Below are 15,553 nucleotides of genomic sequence, written 5' to 3' on the forward strand. Positions count from 1 at the left end.
AGCGAGTAGCCCAGCATGGCCCTGATTACCCATTCCACCGTCCCGATTCCCAACCAGTTGCCCGGCACTTCGGGGCTGCGCAAGAAGGTGGCGGTATTCCAGCAGCCGCATTATCTGGAGAACTTCGTCCAGGCGATTTTCGACGCCGTGCCGGCATTGCGTGGTGCCACGCTGGTGCTGGGCGGCGATGGCCGTTTCCATAATGCGCAGGCGGTCCAGACCATCATCAAGATGGCTGCCGCCAACGGCGTGGCCCGGCTGGTCGTCGGCCAGGATGGTCTGCTGTCCACACCGGCCCTGTCCCATCTGGTCCGCAGCGAGCAAGCCGCCGGCGGCATCGTGCTGTCGGCTTCGCATAATCCGGGCGGGCCTGAGGGCGACTTCGGCATCAAGTTCAATGCGGCCAACGGTGGCCCGGCACCGGAAAGGCTCACGGCGGCGATCCATGCCAAAACCCTGGAAATCCGTGAATACCGTCTGAGCGACGCGGCCGATGTCGATCTGTCGCGGCTGGGCGGGACGGCACTCGATGGCATGCAGATCGAGGTGGTTGACCCGGTGGCCGACTATGCCGGGCTGATGCAGCGCCTGATCGATTTCGATGCCATCGCCTACTGGCTCAAGGCGGGCCACCGGCTGCGGATCGATGCGCTGCATGCGATCGGCGGCCCCTACGCCAGTCATCTGTTCGAGAACCTGCTCGGCGCCGCGCCCGGCAGCGTGGTCAATGCCCGGCCGCTGGCGGATTTCGGTGGCTGGCATCCCGATCCCAACCCGGTCTATGCCGCCCATCTGGTCGATCTGATGGCGGCGGCCGATGCCCCCGACTTTGCGGCGGCCTTCGATGGCGATGCCGACCGCAACATGATTCTTGGCCGCGCCGTGACGGTCACGCCGTCCGACAGTCTGGCGGTGCTGGCGGCCAATGCCCGCCTGCTTCCGCAGTTCCGCGACGGTCTTCCGGGCGTGGCGCGCTCGATGCCGACTTCGCGCGCGGTCGATGTGGTGGCGGCGGCGCAGGGTTTCGACTGTTTCGAGACGCCGACCGGTTGGAAATTCTTCGGCAATCTGCTCGACGCCGGCCGCATCGGCCTGTGCGGCGAGGAAAGCTACGGTACGGGCGCCAGTCATGTGCGCGAGAAGGACGGCGTATGGGCGGCGCTTGCCTGGCTCAATCTGATCGCGGTGCGCCGCTCGTCGGTGGCCGAAGTCCTGGCGCAGCACTGGGCCACGTTCGGGCGCCATTTCTACTCGCGCCACGACTACGAAGGATTGGCCCAGAGCGCCGGCGACGCCGTGATGGCCCGCTTGCGCGATCGTCTGGCCGGATTGCCGGGCACGGCGGTGCAGGCTATGACGGTAAAACAGGCCGATGATTTCGCCTACACCGATCCGGTCGATGGGGCGGTGGCGCAGCGCCAAGGAGTGCGGATCGAATTCGATGGCGGGGCGCGGGCGGTGTTTCGTCTGTCGGGTACCGGCACCGAAGGGGCGACCTTGCGGATCTATCTGGAGCGCTACGCGACCGACCCCGCCCAATACGGCCTGCCGACCCAGCCGGCGCTGGCGCGGGTGATCGCGGCGGCGGCCGAACTGGCCGATCTGCCGACGCTGACGGGCCGCAGTGCTGCCGATGTGGTGACCTGATCCGCCTCAGGCAGGCAGTTTGCTGGAGACGGAAAGGCGCCGTCGGCACCGGAATCCGCGTCTGTAACCGGTAGGCGCGCCCGGTCCGGCGGTCCCGAACGCCGGCCGCGTCCTGCGGCCGGTCTCGCTGTTGGCGCCGCGCAGCGGCAGACCGAGGAGGCGTCGTGGATGAACTGATCCTGGCCCGTCAATTGCCGCGCAAAAGCCTGGCGCTGGTACTGGCCGGCGGGCGCGGTTCGCGGCTCAAGCAGCTGACCGACCGTCGTGCCAAGCCGGCCGTCTACTTCGGCGGCAAATTCCGCATCATCGATTTCGCGCTGTCCAACTGCCTCAATTCGGGCATCCGCCGCATCGGCGTCGTCACCCAGTACAAGTCACATTCGCTGCTGCGCCATCTGCAACGCGGCTGGGCGATGTTCCGCTCGGAAATGGGGGAGTTCATCGATCTGCTGCCGGCCCAGCAGCGGGTGGACGAGGAGTCGTGGTATCGCGGCACCGCCGACGCCGTCTATCAGAATCTCGACATTATCCGCGGCTACCGGCCTGAATACGTGGTGATCCTGGCGGGTGACCATATCTACCGGATGGACTACGCCCGCATGCTGCTCGATCACGTCAAGCGCTGCGAGGTGCAGGGGATCAAGGGCGGCGTCAGCGTCGCCTGCATCGAAGTGCCGCTTGAGCAAGCCAGCGCTTTTGGCGTGATGGGAGTCGATACCGAACGGCGCATCGTGTCCTTTGTCGAGAAACCGGCCGATCCACCGGCCTTGCCCGATCGCCCCGACCTGGCACTGGCCAGCATGGGCATCTATGTCTTCGATGCCGACTACCTCTACCGCCTGCTCAACGAAGACCTGAACGACCCGGCCTCCGAACACGACTTCGGCAAGAACCTGATCCCCCAGGCCGTGGCCGAAGGCTGTGCCGTGGCGCATCCATTCTCCCTGTCCTCAGTATCGAGCTACCCGCATGCCAGACCCTACTGGCGCGATGTCGGCACGATCGACGCCTATTGGGCCGCCAACCTCGACCTCGCCTCGATCACGCCCGAACTCGACCTGTACGACCGCAACTGGCCGATCTGGACCTATCAGGAACAACTGCCGCCCGCCAAATTCGTGCAGGACGCCGGCGGCGAACACCGCGTCTACAACACGCTGCTGGCGGGTGGCACGATCATCTCGGTGGCCCAGGTCAGCAATTCGGTGCTGTTTAGCAAGGTGCGGGTCTATCCGCATGCGGTGATCGACCAGTCGGTGATCCTGCCCGAGGTGGAAATCGGCGAGAACGCCCGGCTGCAAAAGGTGGTGGTCGATCGGGGCTGCAAGATTCCGGCCGGGTGCATGATCGGTTTTGATCCGCAGGAAGACGCCGCCCGTTTCCATCGCAGCGAGGGTGGGGTGGTGCTGGTGACACGCGAGATGCTGAGCCGCCTGTAGCAGATCGACTGATATCAAGGAGAGAATGGGGGGATTCATTCCATTTTGTATGTGGTGTCGAGTACGTCTTGCAGGAATCTGGCCGGATCATTTCTATCTTCAAGGGAGTCAACCGATGGCCGTCGCTGTTCTGCATGTCGCCGCCGAGTGTTATCCCTTGCTGAAGACGGGCGGGCTGGCCGATGTGGTCGGTGCCCTGCCGGCGGCACAGCGGGCCCTGGGCGCCGATGTACGTTTGTTGCTGCCAGGCTTCCCGACCATTCTGGACGGCCTGGTCGATCGTCAACCCTTGGCCGAACTGCCGGCCTGTCACGGTGCCCGCACGGTGCGGCTGTGGTTTGGCCATACGCCCGATAGCGCGATGCCGGCCTATGCCCTCGAAGCGCCGGGCCTGTATGACCGGTCGGGCAATCCTTATCAGGGCTATGACCAGCGGCCGTATGACGACAACCACCGCCGTTTTGCGCTGCTGGGTCAGGCGGCGGCACGTCTGGCGAACGAGGGAATCGACGGTTGGCGGCCCACGCTGCTGCATGGCCACGACTGGCATGCAGGGCTGATGCCGGCTTATCTGCGCGCCACTGCCCGGCAAAGCGGCCGGCCCGCGGCGGCCAGCGTGTTCACGGTCCACAATCTGGCCTATCAGGGCCTGTTTCCGGCGCAGAAATACGGCGAATTGGGCTTGCCCGACGATTTCTTTGCCATCGAGGGGCTGGAGTTCTACGGCCAGTTTTCCTTTCTCAAAGCCGGGCTGTTCTACAGCGACCGGATTGCCACGGTCAGTCCGAGCTACGCCCGCGAAATCCAGACCCCCGAATTCGGCTGCGGACTCGATGGGCTGCTGCGTTGGCGTGCGACGGATCTGTGCGGGATTCTCAACGGCGTGGACCAGACCTTATGGAACCCCGCTGCCGATACGGCGCTGCCCACCAACTTCGACGCCGAGCGGCGTGAGGGCAAGCGGCGCTGCAAGGCGCTGCTGCAACAGGAGCTGGGACTGGAAGTGGTGGCGGACGCACCACTGTTTGCAGTGGTCAGCCGCCTGACCGAGCAAAAAGGGCTGCATCGCGTGCTGGGCGGCGCCGTGCCGCTGCTGGCGCAGGGCGGTCAACTGTGTCTGCTGGGCAGCGGTGAGCCGGCCATCGAGGCCGCTTTCAAGGCACTGGCCCAGGCGCATCCGGGACGGGTGGCCGTTCGTCTGGGCTTTGACGAGGCGCTTTCACACCGGCTGTTCGGTGGCGCCGATGTGGTGCTGGTGCCGTCCCGCTTCGAGCCGTGCGGACTGACCCAACTCTATGCCCTGCGCTACGGTGCGCTGCCGCTGGTGCGTCGCACCGGTGGGTTGGCCGATACGGTGCGCGATGCCAGCCTGGAGAATCTGGCCGACGACAGCGCCACGGGCTTTGTGTTCGAGCGCTGCGAGCAGGATGACTACGACGCAGCGGTCCGCCGAGCCTTCACCTTGTACCGCCAACCGGCGGCCTGGGATCAGGTCCAGCGACGGGCCATGTGCTGCCGCTTTGGCTGGGATGGGCCGGCGGAGGCTTATCTGGCCTTGTATCGGACGCTCAGGGAATAGCTGGGAAGGGACCGGATCGGCGGCGCATTGCGCGAGCGCATTTCTGTTTGAATCGGCGTCGCTGCCAAGCCTGCTTGAAGGCAACGGTCTGCGTCGTGAGGTCCGGACCCACTGGCTCCGAACTGTCTGGAAAGGCGCGATCCCTCTTATTTCTCCACCGCCACCCCATCCCCATCAATCGGCTCGGCCGCTTCGACCCGATTGCGGCCACGGGCCTTGGCGCGGTAGACGGCGCGGTCGGCGGCCTGGAGGACGGCTTGCATATCTGCGCCGCTTTCGGGATAGGCGGCGATGCCGATCGAGACGGTGATGGCGATTTCCTGGCCGTGGACTTCGATCCGCAGTCCGGCCACCGCCTGGCGGAACTGCTCGGCGCGGATGCGGGTGGTGGCGAGCGGGGCGCCGTTGAGCAGGACGGTGAATTCCTCGCCGCCGTAACGGCAGGCCACGTCGCCCGGCCGTAACTGGTGGCGCAGGCGGCTGGCGAAGGCGCGCAGCACGGCGTCGCCGGCGTCGTGGCCGAAGCGGTCGTTGATCTGCTTGAAATGGTCGAGGTCGAGCATCATCAGCCCAAGCGGCCGGCCCTGGCGGCGGGCGCGCTGTTCGGCTTCGAGCAGGGCGGCATCGAGATGACGGCGGTTGTAGAGGCCGGTGAGCGGGTCGTGGGTGGCTTCGTTGAACAGTGCTTCGCGTGTCTTGAGACTGACCAGCGCCAGCGCCGCCCGCTTGGCCACACCTTCGAGAAAAGCCGGGCCATGCTGGCCGACGCCGGGTTGCTGGAGATGGAGCACCCCCAGGGTTTCGCCGCTGCCGATGAGCGGCACGCACAGATGGGGATAGTCACCTTCGACATGCACGCAGCGCAGCCCGCTCTGCAATTCATCGGCCGGATGCAGTTGACCGCGTCGCAAGGCCCAGCACTGGGTCGGCGGAAAACTGCGCACCAGCATGGCCGACGTGCCCCAGCTCGCGTGGGCTTCCGCCAGATTCTGTTCGTGATTGATCAGATAAAGCGCCCCGGCCGGGGCTTCGAGATAGCCGGCCGAGAAATTCGCCAGCAACTGCGCCAGTTCCTCGACCGCCACACAGCTCTGCATCAGATCGCCCAATTTATTGAGCTGCTCGATTTCGGTTGACCGGGTGGCCTGCTGGCGCAATGCCTCTTCGAGCTTGCGATTGACCACCTGTAACTCGGCCTGGGCCAACTGCCGGTCGCTGATCTCGCGTTGCAGCCGGGCGTTGGCCTCTTCCAGCAGGGCGGTGCGCTCGGCCACCTTGTGCTCCAGGCTTTCCGACAGCTCGCGGTAGCGCTCTTCGCTTGCCAGCAGCTCGTTTTCCTTTTCGCGCCGGGTGGCGACTTCATCGGACAGCCGCCGATTGGCCTCGCGCAGCTCGTCCGGGCGCGGGATCGCCAGGGCAATCGGCAGGATGCGCCAGAGCACGATGGCGGTGACGATCGAGACGGCCGCGGTCAGCACACGCATCCAGCCATCGATCCAATAGATCGGATACCAGATGCTGATCACATCGAGAAAATGGGTGGTGCCGCAGGCAAAGATAAAGGTGACGAACAGCAGGGCGGTGCGATGGAACTGTAGATCGGGCCGGCGCCGGACCAGGGTGAACAGCACCAGCGGAATCGCGTAGTAGGCAATGCCGATCCCGGCATTGGCCACCACATGCATGGCGACCAGGGTGGAAGTCCAGTTGAAACAGTACCCGTGCGGAATCAGCCCCTGGCCGATCAGGTAAGCATTGAGCGCGTCGAGCATGAACTCCCCTCCATGGGCCGCCGCTTGCGGTCGGTGTTCCTAGAATAGACGGCCAGGCTTGGTTTGCTGACTGAGGGCTTGCTGTGGCTGAGATGGGGATTGGATTAAAAGGAAATATTCAGGACATATAGGTACAAGGTGGGGTGCGGATAAAATAGTATTTATAAAAATCTTTATGTCTGACAGCCGCCATTCCCATTCTCGATCAATTCGCGTTGCCCATCGTGCGCGCTCCAGCCGCGCCGCGTCAGCGCCGTCAACACATGGTCGCGCCAGACCCCATCGATCAACAGATAGTCGCGCGCAAGGCCTTCGCGCTCGAAACCGAGGCGTTCGAGCAGGCGGGCGCTGCGTTGGTTGTCGGGCAGATAGTTGGCCATCACCCGGTGCAGATTGAAATGCTCGAACACGAAGTCGAGTGCCAGCGTCAGCGCCTGATGCATCCGGCCACGACCCCAGTGGGCCGGGTCGAGGCTGTAGCCCAGCGTGGCGGCGTAGAAAGGGTAGGGCACCAGATTGCTGAAATTGATCTCGCCGATCACGCTGCGGTTATCGGGTTCGAACACGGATAGCCGGCAACTGCGTGCCTGCTCGAAATGGCTGTGGCTCAGCGCGATCTGGAGCTGCCAGTACTCGGCACTGTAGAACTGCTCGCTGCGCCGGGGCGAAAAGGGCGCCAGCGCGGCGCGGTTGCTGAGATGGTAATGGAGCAGCGCCGGAATATCGCTGGTTTCGGCCAGACGAACGATCAGGCTGCCGTCTTGCAGGTAAGGTCGTGACATGGGGCCATCAGCATGTAAAAAGGGCCGCAAGCGGCCCCGGACAGGGTGGGAAGTGCAGCTCAGGGCCGCGATACCAGACGGCTGGGCTGCGAGGCGAACCAGGCGGAGACATTGTCGATGTCGGTCCGGCTGAGCGCCTGGGCATATGGCAGCATCACCCCGTTGTTGCGGCTGCCGTTGCGGTAGTCGTGCAGGGCGCGGCGCAGATAGTCGGCATGCTGGCCGGCCAGCACGGGATATTGGGGATTGTCGCTGTTACCGTCAATCTTGTGGCAGGCGGCACAGACCTGTTCGGCCTTGGCCCGGCCGGCGGCGAGATCGGCAGCCGCGACCTGGGCGGCAAGCAGGGTAAGGCAGACGGCGGAAAGATGGCGCATGGTGGTCATCCTCAGGGAGTCGGTTTCTGGACGGCGTAGTAGGCAGCGAGGTCGAGGATGTCCTGATCGGACAATTGCGACGCCACCGCCCGCATGGTCGGATGCTTGCGCGCCCCGCTGCGGTAGGCAGTCAGCGCGGCCGCCAGATAGTCGGCGTGTTGGCCGCCGATGCGCGGGACGTGGTACACCACGGGATAGGCCGCCTTATAGTCCGGAATGCCGTGACAGCCGACGCACATCGAATTCTTGCGTGCCCCGGCCTGCGGATTGCCGGCGGCCTGGGCTGCCAGGGGCAGCACCATCATGGCCATCAGCGCCAGAAGTTTGCCTTGCATAGTCTCTCTACCTCCCTTGTTGGAATTGTGTGGGTCAGGCAGGAACGCCAGACTGCGGCGTCGGGAAGCGCCTGAAAAGTCCCGGGCATTGTATGAGCCGCCCGTCCGCTTGCCAATCGCCCGCACAGGCCGCCCGGGGCCGGGCCAAACGAACGCCCGCCGGCGATACGGCCGATCGCTCAATGAGCCATCGATCACCATTGCTTGATTGGCCGGGTAGAAGCAGCAAGCGGTGGGCTGATGGGTTCCGCTCTGTCTTGCTGTGGCGTCCGGATCGGACGAGGCGACAGGAATTGGGCGAGGCGGCCCGAGGGCGCCTCATGGTGACTCGCTCAGCTCAAGCGAGTGCTCCGGGGTCAGGGGGTAGGCTTATGCGGCGCTTCGCTGTCGGGGTGGGCCTGGTAGTCGAGTGCGCCGACCACTGCCTGCGGCCGGGCCACCGGGGTGGTGGATTTCTTCCAGGCCGGCGCGATCAGCCGCATGCCGCGCACCCGTTTGACGGCTTCGAGGCAGTAGAGCGCGCCGCCCACGGGCCACCAGCGATCGCCGGCGAACTCCAGGAATTCGAATTGCTCGACCCAGGCACTGCGCGAGAAGGGAGGCGCGTAGCAGTGGATACGGCTGCTACAGGGTTCGAGCCCCAGAAGCGCCAGCCAGTCCTTGACCCGGGGCAGGGTGAGGAAATTGCCGGCCCAGGGCATGCCGCGCCGTCGATGGAGGGTGCGGGTCAGGCCCCACAGGCTCCAGGGATTGAAACCGGTCAGCACCAAGCGGCCTTCGGGCATCAGCACCCGTTCGGCTTCGCGCAGCACTTCATGTGGGTCGGGGTGGAAATCGAGGGTATGAGGCAGGATCAGCAGATCGATGCTGGCGGTAGGCAGCGGCAACTGGGCCGGATCGCAGCGCAGCTGGGCGCCTTCGCAGCGACCGGCGATCAGGCGGGTCGGCATCCGGTTGGCGCGCAGGAAATCGTATTCGGGCAACTCGATCTGTACCGCGTAATAGCCGAACAGGTCGGCCACGGTATGATCGAAGAAACTTTGTTCGCGCTGTGCGATATAGCGCCCGAGCGGGGTGGACAGCCAGATGCTGAAATCGTGGTGCGCCGTCTCGGGCGGAGAAAAGGAGGGCATATGGAGATCGTTCCGGTTCCGATACTCAGGGACAATTATATCTGGCTAGGGCGGGCGGGGTCGCTCGCGTTCGTCGTCGACCCGGGCGAGGCGGCCCCGTTGGAAGACTATCTGACCCGCCATCGGCTGAAGCTATCCGCGATTCTGCTGACCCACCATCATGGCGACCATATCGGCGGCGTTGCGGCATTGCGGCAAGACGGTGCGGTGCCGGTCTATGGGCCGGCCAGTCTCTCGCTGGTCGATCATCCAGTCGGCGATGGCGACAGCGTGCACCTGACCGACTTCGGACTCAAGCTGCAAGTGCTGGCCGTACCGGGTCATACGCTTGATCATCTGGCCTACTGGGGCGATGGCGTCCTGTTCTGTGGTGACACCCTGTTTGCCTGCGGCTGCGGCCGACTGTTCGAGGGCAGCCCCGCCCAGATGCAGTCCTCGCTGGCCCGGCTGGCGGCCTTGCCGGCCGATACCCGGGTCTATTGCACCCACGAATATACCGAGTCCAACGAGCGCTTTGCCCGGGTGGTCGAACCCGATAATCGGGAACTTCAGCGCCGCTCGCTGGTCGATAGCGCGTCGCGTGCCGAGGGCCGTCCCACCTTGCCCAGCACGCTGGCCCTGGAACGTGCGACCAATCCTTTTCTGCGCTGGGACGCCCCGGCGGTCGTGGCCGCCGCCCGTTGCCACGGTGCTGCCAGTGACGATCCGGTCGAGGTATTTGCGGCCCTGCGTCGCTGGAAAGACGGCTTCTAGCGCCGGTTTTGGCCACACTCTGTCGGTCTCGTTTTGCTTGCATGTGCTTCATTTGACGAGGCTTTTTGATTGACACCGGCCCTGGCGCCTCGCTACCATCGCGGCTCAACAGACCACGGGGCCGACCTGCGCCCGAACTTCAAGAATACGATGCAGCGTACCGAATCCCGACTCGTCCCGCTTGTCGTCCTGCTTGCCGGCGCCCTGCTGCTGCCAGCCCAGGCTGGGACGCCCAACCCCCCCGCCGTCGCGCCGCTCGTCACCGAGCAGGCCGCTCCCGCCGACGGGGCACCCCTGCCGGCCCTGGCGCCGATCGACACCCTGGGCTCCCAGCCCGCCGTGATCAACAACCCCGATCTTGCCACCCCCGCTCCGATGCCCACCTTGCAGCCGGCCGCTGCGCCGACTGACGATCTGTGGGAACGGATACGACTGGGTTTCCGGCTCGACGACCTCAATAACCCGCTGGTGCAGCAGCACGAGCGGATGTATACCCGCCATCCCGAATACTTGCAGCGCGTGATCGAGCGCAGCCGGCGCTATCTGTACTTTATCGTCAGCGAAGTCGAGCGCCGCGGCATGCCGACCGAAGTCGCGCTGCTGCCCATCGTCGAGAGCGCTTTTGACCCCAAGGCCGAATCGTTCGCCCGGGCCTCGGGCATGTGGCAGTTCATTCCCTCGACCGGCCAGCGCTACGGACTCGAGCGCACCTGGTGGTACGACGGCCGCCGCGATGTGATGGCTGCCACCTACGCCGCGCTCGACTATCTGCAAGATCTCTACAATCTGTTCGGCGACTGGCATCTGGCCCTGGCCGCCTACAACTGGGGCGAGGGCGGCGTGGGCCGGGCCGTTGCCAAGTCTCGCGCCAAGGGCCTCGAAGGCGACTTCGACAGCATCAAGAAGCCGCGCGAGACCGAAAACTATGTGCCGAAGCTGATCGCGATCCGCAATATCATCGCCAACCCGTCGGCCTACGGCGTGACGGTGCCGGCCGTGCCCAACCGTCCCTACTTCCAGCCTGTCAGCACCGGCCGCCATATCGATGTCCGTCTGGCCGCCAAACTGGCCGAGACCACGGTCGAGGAAGTGCTGAAGCTCAATCCCGGTCTGATCCGGCCGGTATTTGCCCATAAAGACGATCGCAAACTGCTGCTGCCGGTCGAGAAGGTGCAGACCTTCGAGCAGAACCTACAGCAGTACGACAAGCCGCTGTTGTCGTGGCAGCCCTATGTGACCAAGCGGGGCGAATCCTTGCAGTCGATCGCCGAGCGCTTCGAGATTGCGCTGGCTGAACTGCGCGAGATCAACAAGCTCGGCAAGGACCAGACCGCCCGCGGCCAGACCATCCTGGTGCCGATCCTGCCCGATGTCGATCCGACCCCACGGCAGGACCTGGCCACCTTGATGGCGGCAAGCCAGCAGGCGCGTCAGCAGGAAGTTGACGCCGAAGCGCCGCGTGAGCCGGCCCAGCGCCCGAACAAGGCTGCCGTCTATCGGGTGGCGCGGGGCGACAGCATCTTCTCGATTGCCCGCCGCCACGATATTTCGGTGGCAGAACTCAAGCGCCAGAACGGCCTGTCTTCCAACCGGCTCAAGCAAGGCCAGGAACTGCGCATCGTCAGCGCCGACGCGCGAGGCGAGAGCGCCAGCCGCGCCAAGCCTGCGCGGGCGGTCAAGACCTATGTGGTCCGCCGGGGCGACAGCCTCGATATCATCGCCCGCCGCCACGACGTCAGCGTGGCCGACCTCAAGCGCTGGAACCAGGGCGCCGGTCGGGTGCTCAAGGTCGGGCTGAAGCTGGAAATCCGCAACGACAGCTGATCCGGTTTTAGCTGCCGATCGTGTCAAGGGCCGGGCAGTCGTGGGCTGCGTCAGCCGCCAGGCGGCGTTTCCGGCTTCTGACGACCGCAGCGGTGGTGGATGAATCGGCAAGTCTGTTTTTCCGACTCGTCCGCTGGCGGTTCCGGGTTCGACTCGGACGTACAGTGAGCACCCTCGACTGATGCTGTGGAGCGCCGGTTGGCAGGCAGATCGGCGAGAGTCCGGCCCGGCCGATGTTCGGCTAGTAATGGCCCTAGCTGATTGAGTAGTTGTTTAATTTCTAATTGATTCCGGCGACTTGTCTAGCAGACTATTGGCCGGTTTTTTTGATTTATTCGGGTAAGCCTGATTTTCGACCAAGGTTCCGTTGGGGCTAGTGCAAGCCCCGGAGCGGATCGGCTAGACTGGTAGCACTGCTGTTCGACAGCTTGGCGCAAGGAGGCGCGCAATGCTTCGGGCCTGCCTCGTCCTATTTGCCTATTTTTGTAGCGTCGCCGCCTGGGCGGCGCCTGCCATGCCCGATCGGCTGGTCTTCGCGCTACGGCCGCTGCCCCCCTATATGATGGTTGAAGGCGGCCGTTTTACCGGTTCGCATGTCGAAATCATCGGTCGCCTGGCCACTGCGCTCGGGGTACGGCTCGAGATCGTCGAATGTCCGCTGGCCCGCTGTCTCAAGCTGCTGGAAGACGGCAGTGCCGATGTGTCGATGGGGCTGGTGGCCTCGCCCGAGCGCGAGGTGTATGCCGCCTTCCTGCTGCCACCTTATGCCCATGCGGTCCCGACCTATTTCTTCCAGCGCACCAACGATCTGCGCGAGGTACGTGAGTACAACGATCTGCGCAATCTGCGCATCGGGGTAGTCAACGGGCTGCGTTATTTCGACGAGTTCGACAAGGACCAGACGCTGCAAAAAGACTTCGCCCCCAATACCGAAACCAATTTCCGCAAACTGCTGGCCGGTCGGCTCGATGTGGTACCGGCTGGAGCCAATGTCGGGACGCGGTTTGAATCCGACCCCGAATTCGCCGGCAAGTTGAAGCGCGCTTCCTATGTGCGGCAGAACAGCACGCTGCGCCAGATTTCCCTGTCGCGCCGTTCCCCCTGGTTCGGCCACCGCGCGCTGATGGAGCGCAAGTTGGCGCAATTGGTCGATAGCGGTGAGATCGCCAATATCCTCAAATATTACGAGACCGCTTATCTCAGCGCGTGTCGCAAGTCCCAGCGATGCTGACGCCCGTCGGCCCCATTTGGCCGGTTCGCCGGCCGGTCGCACAATCCCTGAATCGACAGCCATAGGATCACCCCTCCGATCCGTGCCGGGTTTCGGACCACACTATGCTCGGACGCCTACTCTCCACCCTTCATGACGACGCGCCGCTCAAAGCGGCGCGCGGCGTGCTTGAACGGCTGCCCAGACTGTCACCGATGGTGGCGCTGGACGAGCTGTACGGCTGCCTGCGCAAGGGTTTGGGCGATTCGCCGGGCACCGAGGGCGCGCGCCGGCTGCTTGAGCTGGTGGAGCCGGCCGCCACCGCCCTGGCCGAGCAGGTCGAGCATGAGATGGCGGTGGCCTATGCCCATCCGGTACGACGTCAATTGCTGGGCAAACCACTGGTCCTGCTGGCCGATCAACTGGGCAATGCCTATTACCTCGAAGCGCTGCGCGAGGCTGCTGCCATCAAGAAAGAAGACGGCAACCGCGAAGTGCTGATTCAACTGGTGTCGTCCTGCTATCACTGGCTGGGCATCAGCCAGCTGGCTCGGGTGCTCCATGAGGCCGTGCCGACGCCGTTCCCCTGGGATAGCGTGGTGGTGCTGTACCGCGCGCTGATCCATCTGGCGGGTCTGTACGGCAAGGATGCCGTCCCGGCCGACCGCGAACCGGCCCGCTCGCTGGCCGCACTCCTGCTTGCCGCCGATGCCTATGCCGCGGCCGGCAGCGCGGCCGAGCGGATAGTCGGGGCGCGGGTGGCTCGCGCCATGGCAGGTGAAGTGCTCCACGGTACCTCGTTCCGCCGCCAGACACCGCTGTGGTTCAACGAGGAAGCCGGCGCGGCGGTGCGTCTGGTGGGCTGGGAACAGGTCGAGCGCGACGGCGACGCCCTGTTCTATGGCACCGATGCCGCCGCCCGCGCCACCCTCGATCTGGCGCGCCGCATGATGTCGGGCAACGGTCCCGATTGGTTGCGCAAGGAAGAGGCCTGGCGCGGCGTGCGCACCGACTGGCTACGCCGGCTCGCCCAGTGCTGGACCCGCCTGCCCGGCCGGGCCCGGCGCAGCGACTGTTCCCGTCTGGGTGAGGCCCGGGCGGCGTTCGATTTTCTGCGGATTCGCGGTCTGATGGCGCAGAAGTCGGCCCGGTTGCCGGCCAACGATCCGCTGATCTGGCCCGCCGTGCTCGACGACGCCGATCAGGGCGGCATCGGCCTGACCCTGCCCGGTGCGGCTGCGGGCGCGGCTGGACGGCTGCTGGCGCTCTACTGGGGTGCCCAGGGTGGCTGGTGGCTGGCCCTGGTCTCACGCGCCCATAGCGAGGACGATGGCCGACTCTACCTGTCGGCCCGCTGGCTGGGCCGTGAGGCCGAAGCGGTGCGTCTGGCGCCGGACGACCCGGTCGATCCGGTGCGCCCGCAAGTGCTCTACCTGCCGCCCGATGCGCTCAACGGCCATCGCGCCACCTTGCTGCTCGACCGCAACTATCTCAACGTCGGCTGCCGCTACTTCGGCCAGCTCGGCGGGGTGGACGCTCAACTGATCCCCGGCCCGCTCGAAGCGCTCGGTCCCAATCTGTGGCGCTGTCAGTGCGAAGTCAAATTACTGTCCTGACCCGCCAGACCGCCGTATCCCTTGCGGCCAGCCACTAAGCATTTCCCTCTAAATCGGCGTCGCTGCTAAACCTGGTGGGGCGCTGTACGCCTGCGCTTTGAGGTCCGGACACGCTGAGGCCGAATTGGCTGGAAATGCGCTAGCTCACGCGCCATCGACCTCTCCAGTGCATCCGCCGCCAGCTCACCGTCAAGCCAGCAATCGCCGTGGTCGATTGTCAGCCTGAGGCTGACTCGATGATCGTCCTGGCCTACAAAGGGAACAGGACATCGAGAAGGAGCACTGCGCATGGTGCGCGCCCTCCCTTTTGTGCTGGTCAGTTTGCTGGCGAGCGCCGCCCTGGCGGCCGAGGAGCGTGAAATGCTGATCGCCACGCTCGAATGGCCGCCCTATGTCGGCGCTGCCCTGCCACAGCAAGGGCTGTCGGCGCGGATCGTCAGCGAGGCCGCCAAGGCTGCCGGTTATCGGGTGCGTTATCGCTACTATCCCTGGAACCGCGCCGTCTATCTGGGCCAGCACGACCCCAGCCATGTCGGCTATTTCCCTGCCTATTACACCGAGGAACGGGCGAAAACCTGCCATTTCACCGCCAGCATCGGTCCGAGCCCGGTCGGTTTCGTCGAACGGCGCGATGCCCCGGTGGCCTGGACCACCCTGGCCGATCTGCGGGCAATCCCGATCGGGGTGGTGGATGGTTACGCCAACGGCCAAGAATTCGATCAGATGGTGGCGCAACGCCAGCTGATGGTCGATCCCGGCGTCAGCGACCAGATGAATATCCAAAAAGTCGGCAATGGCCGCCTGCGGCTGGCAGTAATCGATACTTACGTGCTCGACTACCTGCTTGCCACCTCGGCCGAGGCCAAGCCGCTGGCCAAGCGGGTACAGCGCAATGTCCGTCTGCTGAGCGAGTTGAGTCTGCATATCTGCTTCAAGAAAAACGATGCGGGCAGAATGCTCCGTGATGCTGTCGATCAGGGCTTGCGGCAGCTCGATCTGGCACGGTTGACCAGTGAATACTTCAAGCAATTGAAATAGGGGAGGAATGGGGGAGAGGTTGGTGTATAGATAGGGGTGTCTGGATGA

Annotated in this window: 13 protein-coding genes; 8 read left to right on the forward strand and 5 right to left on the reverse strand. The window is 64.8% G+C overall.

All coding sequences use genetic code 11. The features are described 5' to 3' along the window. Positions 1-15: 15 nt before the first annotated feature. The 3 genes from ACFOW7_RS18400 (at position 16) to glgA (ending at position 4,665) form a co-directional block, all read left to right on the forward strand. Complete coding sequence (locus ACFOW7_RS18400; protein WP_378167112.1) at positions 16-1,647, forward strand: alpha-D-glucose phosphate-specific phosphoglucomutase; 1,632 nt, start codon at positions 16-18, stop codon at positions 1,645-1,647. Between the two features lie 164 nt (positions 1,648-1,811). Further along, positions 1,812-3,086: a glucose-1-phosphate adenylyltransferase gene (gene glgC, locus ACFOW7_RS18405; RefSeq protein WP_378167114.1), complete on the forward strand. Its 1,275-nt coding sequence runs from the start codon at positions 1,812-1,814 to the stop codon at positions 3,084-3,086. Positions 3,087-3,201: 115 nt separating this feature from the next. After that, positions 3,202-4,665, forward strand: coding sequence for a glycogen synthase GlgA (gene glgA / locus ACFOW7_RS18410; RefSeq protein WP_378167117.1), 1,464 nt, complete (start codon positions 3,202-3,204; stop codon positions 4,663-4,665). 146 nt (positions 4,666-4,811) lie between these two features. Here the strand turns inward: glgA and ACFOW7_RS18415 are convergent, their stop codons facing one another. The 5 genes from ACFOW7_RS18415 to ACFOW7_RS18435 form a co-directional block, all read right to left on the reverse strand. Next, on the reverse strand, positions 4,812-6,437 hold the full coding sequence (locus tag ACFOW7_RS18415; protein WP_378167119.1) for a GGDEF domain-containing protein: 1,626 nt from the start codon (positions 6,435-6,437) through the stop codon (positions 4,812-4,814). 173 nt (positions 6,438-6,610) lie between these two features. Beyond that, the gene (locus ACFOW7_RS18420; protein WP_378167121.1) at positions 6,611-7,219 is read right to left on the reverse strand and encodes a GNAT family N-acetyltransferase; all 609 of its coding nucleotides are present in this window, start codon (positions 7,217-7,219) and stop codon (positions 6,611-6,613) included. Between the two features lie 59 nt (positions 7,220-7,278). Further along, positions 7,279-7,596, reverse strand: a complete 318-nt coding sequence (locus ACFOW7_RS18425; RefSeq protein ID WP_378167123.1) for a c-type cytochrome — start codon at positions 7,594-7,596, stop codon at positions 7,279-7,281. A gap of 11 nt (positions 7,597-7,607) precedes the next feature. Continuing rightward, entirely contained in the window at positions 7,608-7,931 is a 324-nt protein-coding gene (locus ACFOW7_RS18430; protein WP_378167126.1) for a c-type cytochrome, read from the reverse strand. A 356-nt stretch (positions 7,932-8,287) separates the two neighbouring features. Next, the gene (locus ACFOW7_RS18435) at positions 8,288-9,064 is read right to left on the reverse strand and encodes a class I SAM-dependent methyltransferase (RefSeq protein WP_378167128.1); all 777 of its coding nucleotides are present in this window, start codon (positions 9,062-9,064) and stop codon (positions 8,288-8,290) included. Between ACFOW7_RS18435 and gloB the strand changes: the two genes are divergently transcribed. From gloB to ACFOW7_RS18460, 5 genes are all read left to right on the forward strand, one after another. Beyond that, the gene (gloB, locus tag ACFOW7_RS18440) at positions 9,065-9,817 is read left to right on the forward strand and encodes a hydroxyacylglutathione hydrolase (RefSeq protein ID WP_378167130.1); all 753 of its coding nucleotides are present in this window, start codon (positions 9,065-9,067) and stop codon (positions 9,815-9,817) included. Positions 9,818-9,967: 150 nt separating this feature from the next. Then, a complete protein-coding gene (locus ACFOW7_RS18445) occupies positions 9,968-11,641 on the forward strand; it encodes a LysM peptidoglycan-binding domain-containing protein (protein ID WP_378167132.1) in 1,674 nt (557 codons plus the stop codon). Between the two features lie 514 nt (positions 11,642-12,155). Then, entirely contained in the window at positions 12,156-12,872 is a 717-nt protein-coding gene (locus tag ACFOW7_RS18450; protein WP_378167135.1) for a substrate-binding periplasmic protein, read from the forward strand. A gap of 104 nt (positions 12,873-12,976) precedes the next feature. Next, positions 12,977-14,467: a hypothetical protein gene (locus ACFOW7_RS18455; RefSeq protein ID WP_378167137.1), complete on the forward strand. Its 1,491-nt coding sequence runs from the start codon at positions 12,977-12,979 to the stop codon at positions 14,465-14,467. 288 nt (positions 14,468-14,755) lie between these two features. Further along, positions 14,756-15,505: a substrate-binding periplasmic protein gene (locus ACFOW7_RS18460; protein WP_378167140.1), complete on the forward strand. Its 750-nt coding sequence runs from the start codon at positions 14,756-14,758 to the stop codon at positions 15,503-15,505. Positions 15,506-15,553 lie beyond the last annotated feature (48 nt).

Source organism: Chitinimonas lacunae (genome assembly GCF_042650885.1).
Lineage (GTDB): Bacteria > Pseudomonadota > Gammaproteobacteria > Burkholderiales > Chitinimonadaceae > Chitinimonas_A > Chitinimonas_A lacunae.

Bases quoted from the DNA above. Each gene is read 5' to 3' on its own strand.
- ACFOW7_RS18445 (WP_378167132.1), top strand. From the start codon at position 9,968: ATGCAGCGTACCGAATCCCGACTCGTCCCGCTTGTCGTCCTGCTTGCC.
- ACFOW7_RS18460 (WP_378167140.1), top strand. From the start codon at position 14,756: ATGGTGCGCGCCCTCCCTTTTGTGCTGGTCAGTTTGCTGGCGAGCGCC.
- ACFOW7_RS18430 (WP_378167126.1), bottom strand. From the start codon at position 7,931: ATGCAAGGCAAACTTCTGGCGCTGATGGCCATGATGGTGCTGCCCCTG.
- glgA (WP_378167117.1), top strand. From the start codon at position 3,202: ATGGCCGTCGCTGTTCTGCATGTCGCCGCCGAGTGTTATCCCTTGCTG.
- gloB (WP_378167130.1), top strand. From the start codon at position 9,065: ATGGAGATCGTTCCGGTTCCGATACTCAGGGACAATTATATCTGGCTA.
- ACFOW7_RS18420 (WP_378167121.1), bottom strand. From the start codon at position 7,219: ATGTCACGACCTTACCTGCAAGACGGCAGCCTGATCGTTCGTCTGGCC.
- ACFOW7_RS18425 (WP_378167123.1), bottom strand. From the start codon at position 7,596: ATGCGCCATCTTTCCGCCGTCTGCCTTACCCTGCTTGCCGCCCAGGTC.
- ACFOW7_RS18415 (WP_378167119.1), bottom strand. From the start codon at position 6,437: ATGCTCGACGCGCTCAATGCTTACCTGATCGGCCAGGGGCTGATTCCG.
- ACFOW7_RS18455 (WP_378167137.1), top strand. From the start codon at position 12,977: ATGCTCGGACGCCTACTCTCCACCCTTCATGACGACGCGCCGCTCAAA.
- ACFOW7_RS18435 (WP_378167128.1), bottom strand. From the start codon at position 9,064: ATGCCCTCCTTTTCTCCGCCCGAGACGGCGCACCACGATTTCAGCATC.
- ACFOW7_RS18400 (WP_378167112.1), top strand. From the start codon at position 16: ATGGCCCTGATTACCCATTCCACCGTCCCGATTCCCAACCAGTTGCCC.
- ACFOW7_RS18450 (WP_378167135.1), top strand. From the start codon at position 12,156: ATGCCCGATCGGCTGGTCTTCGCGCTACGGCCGCTGCCCCCCTATATG.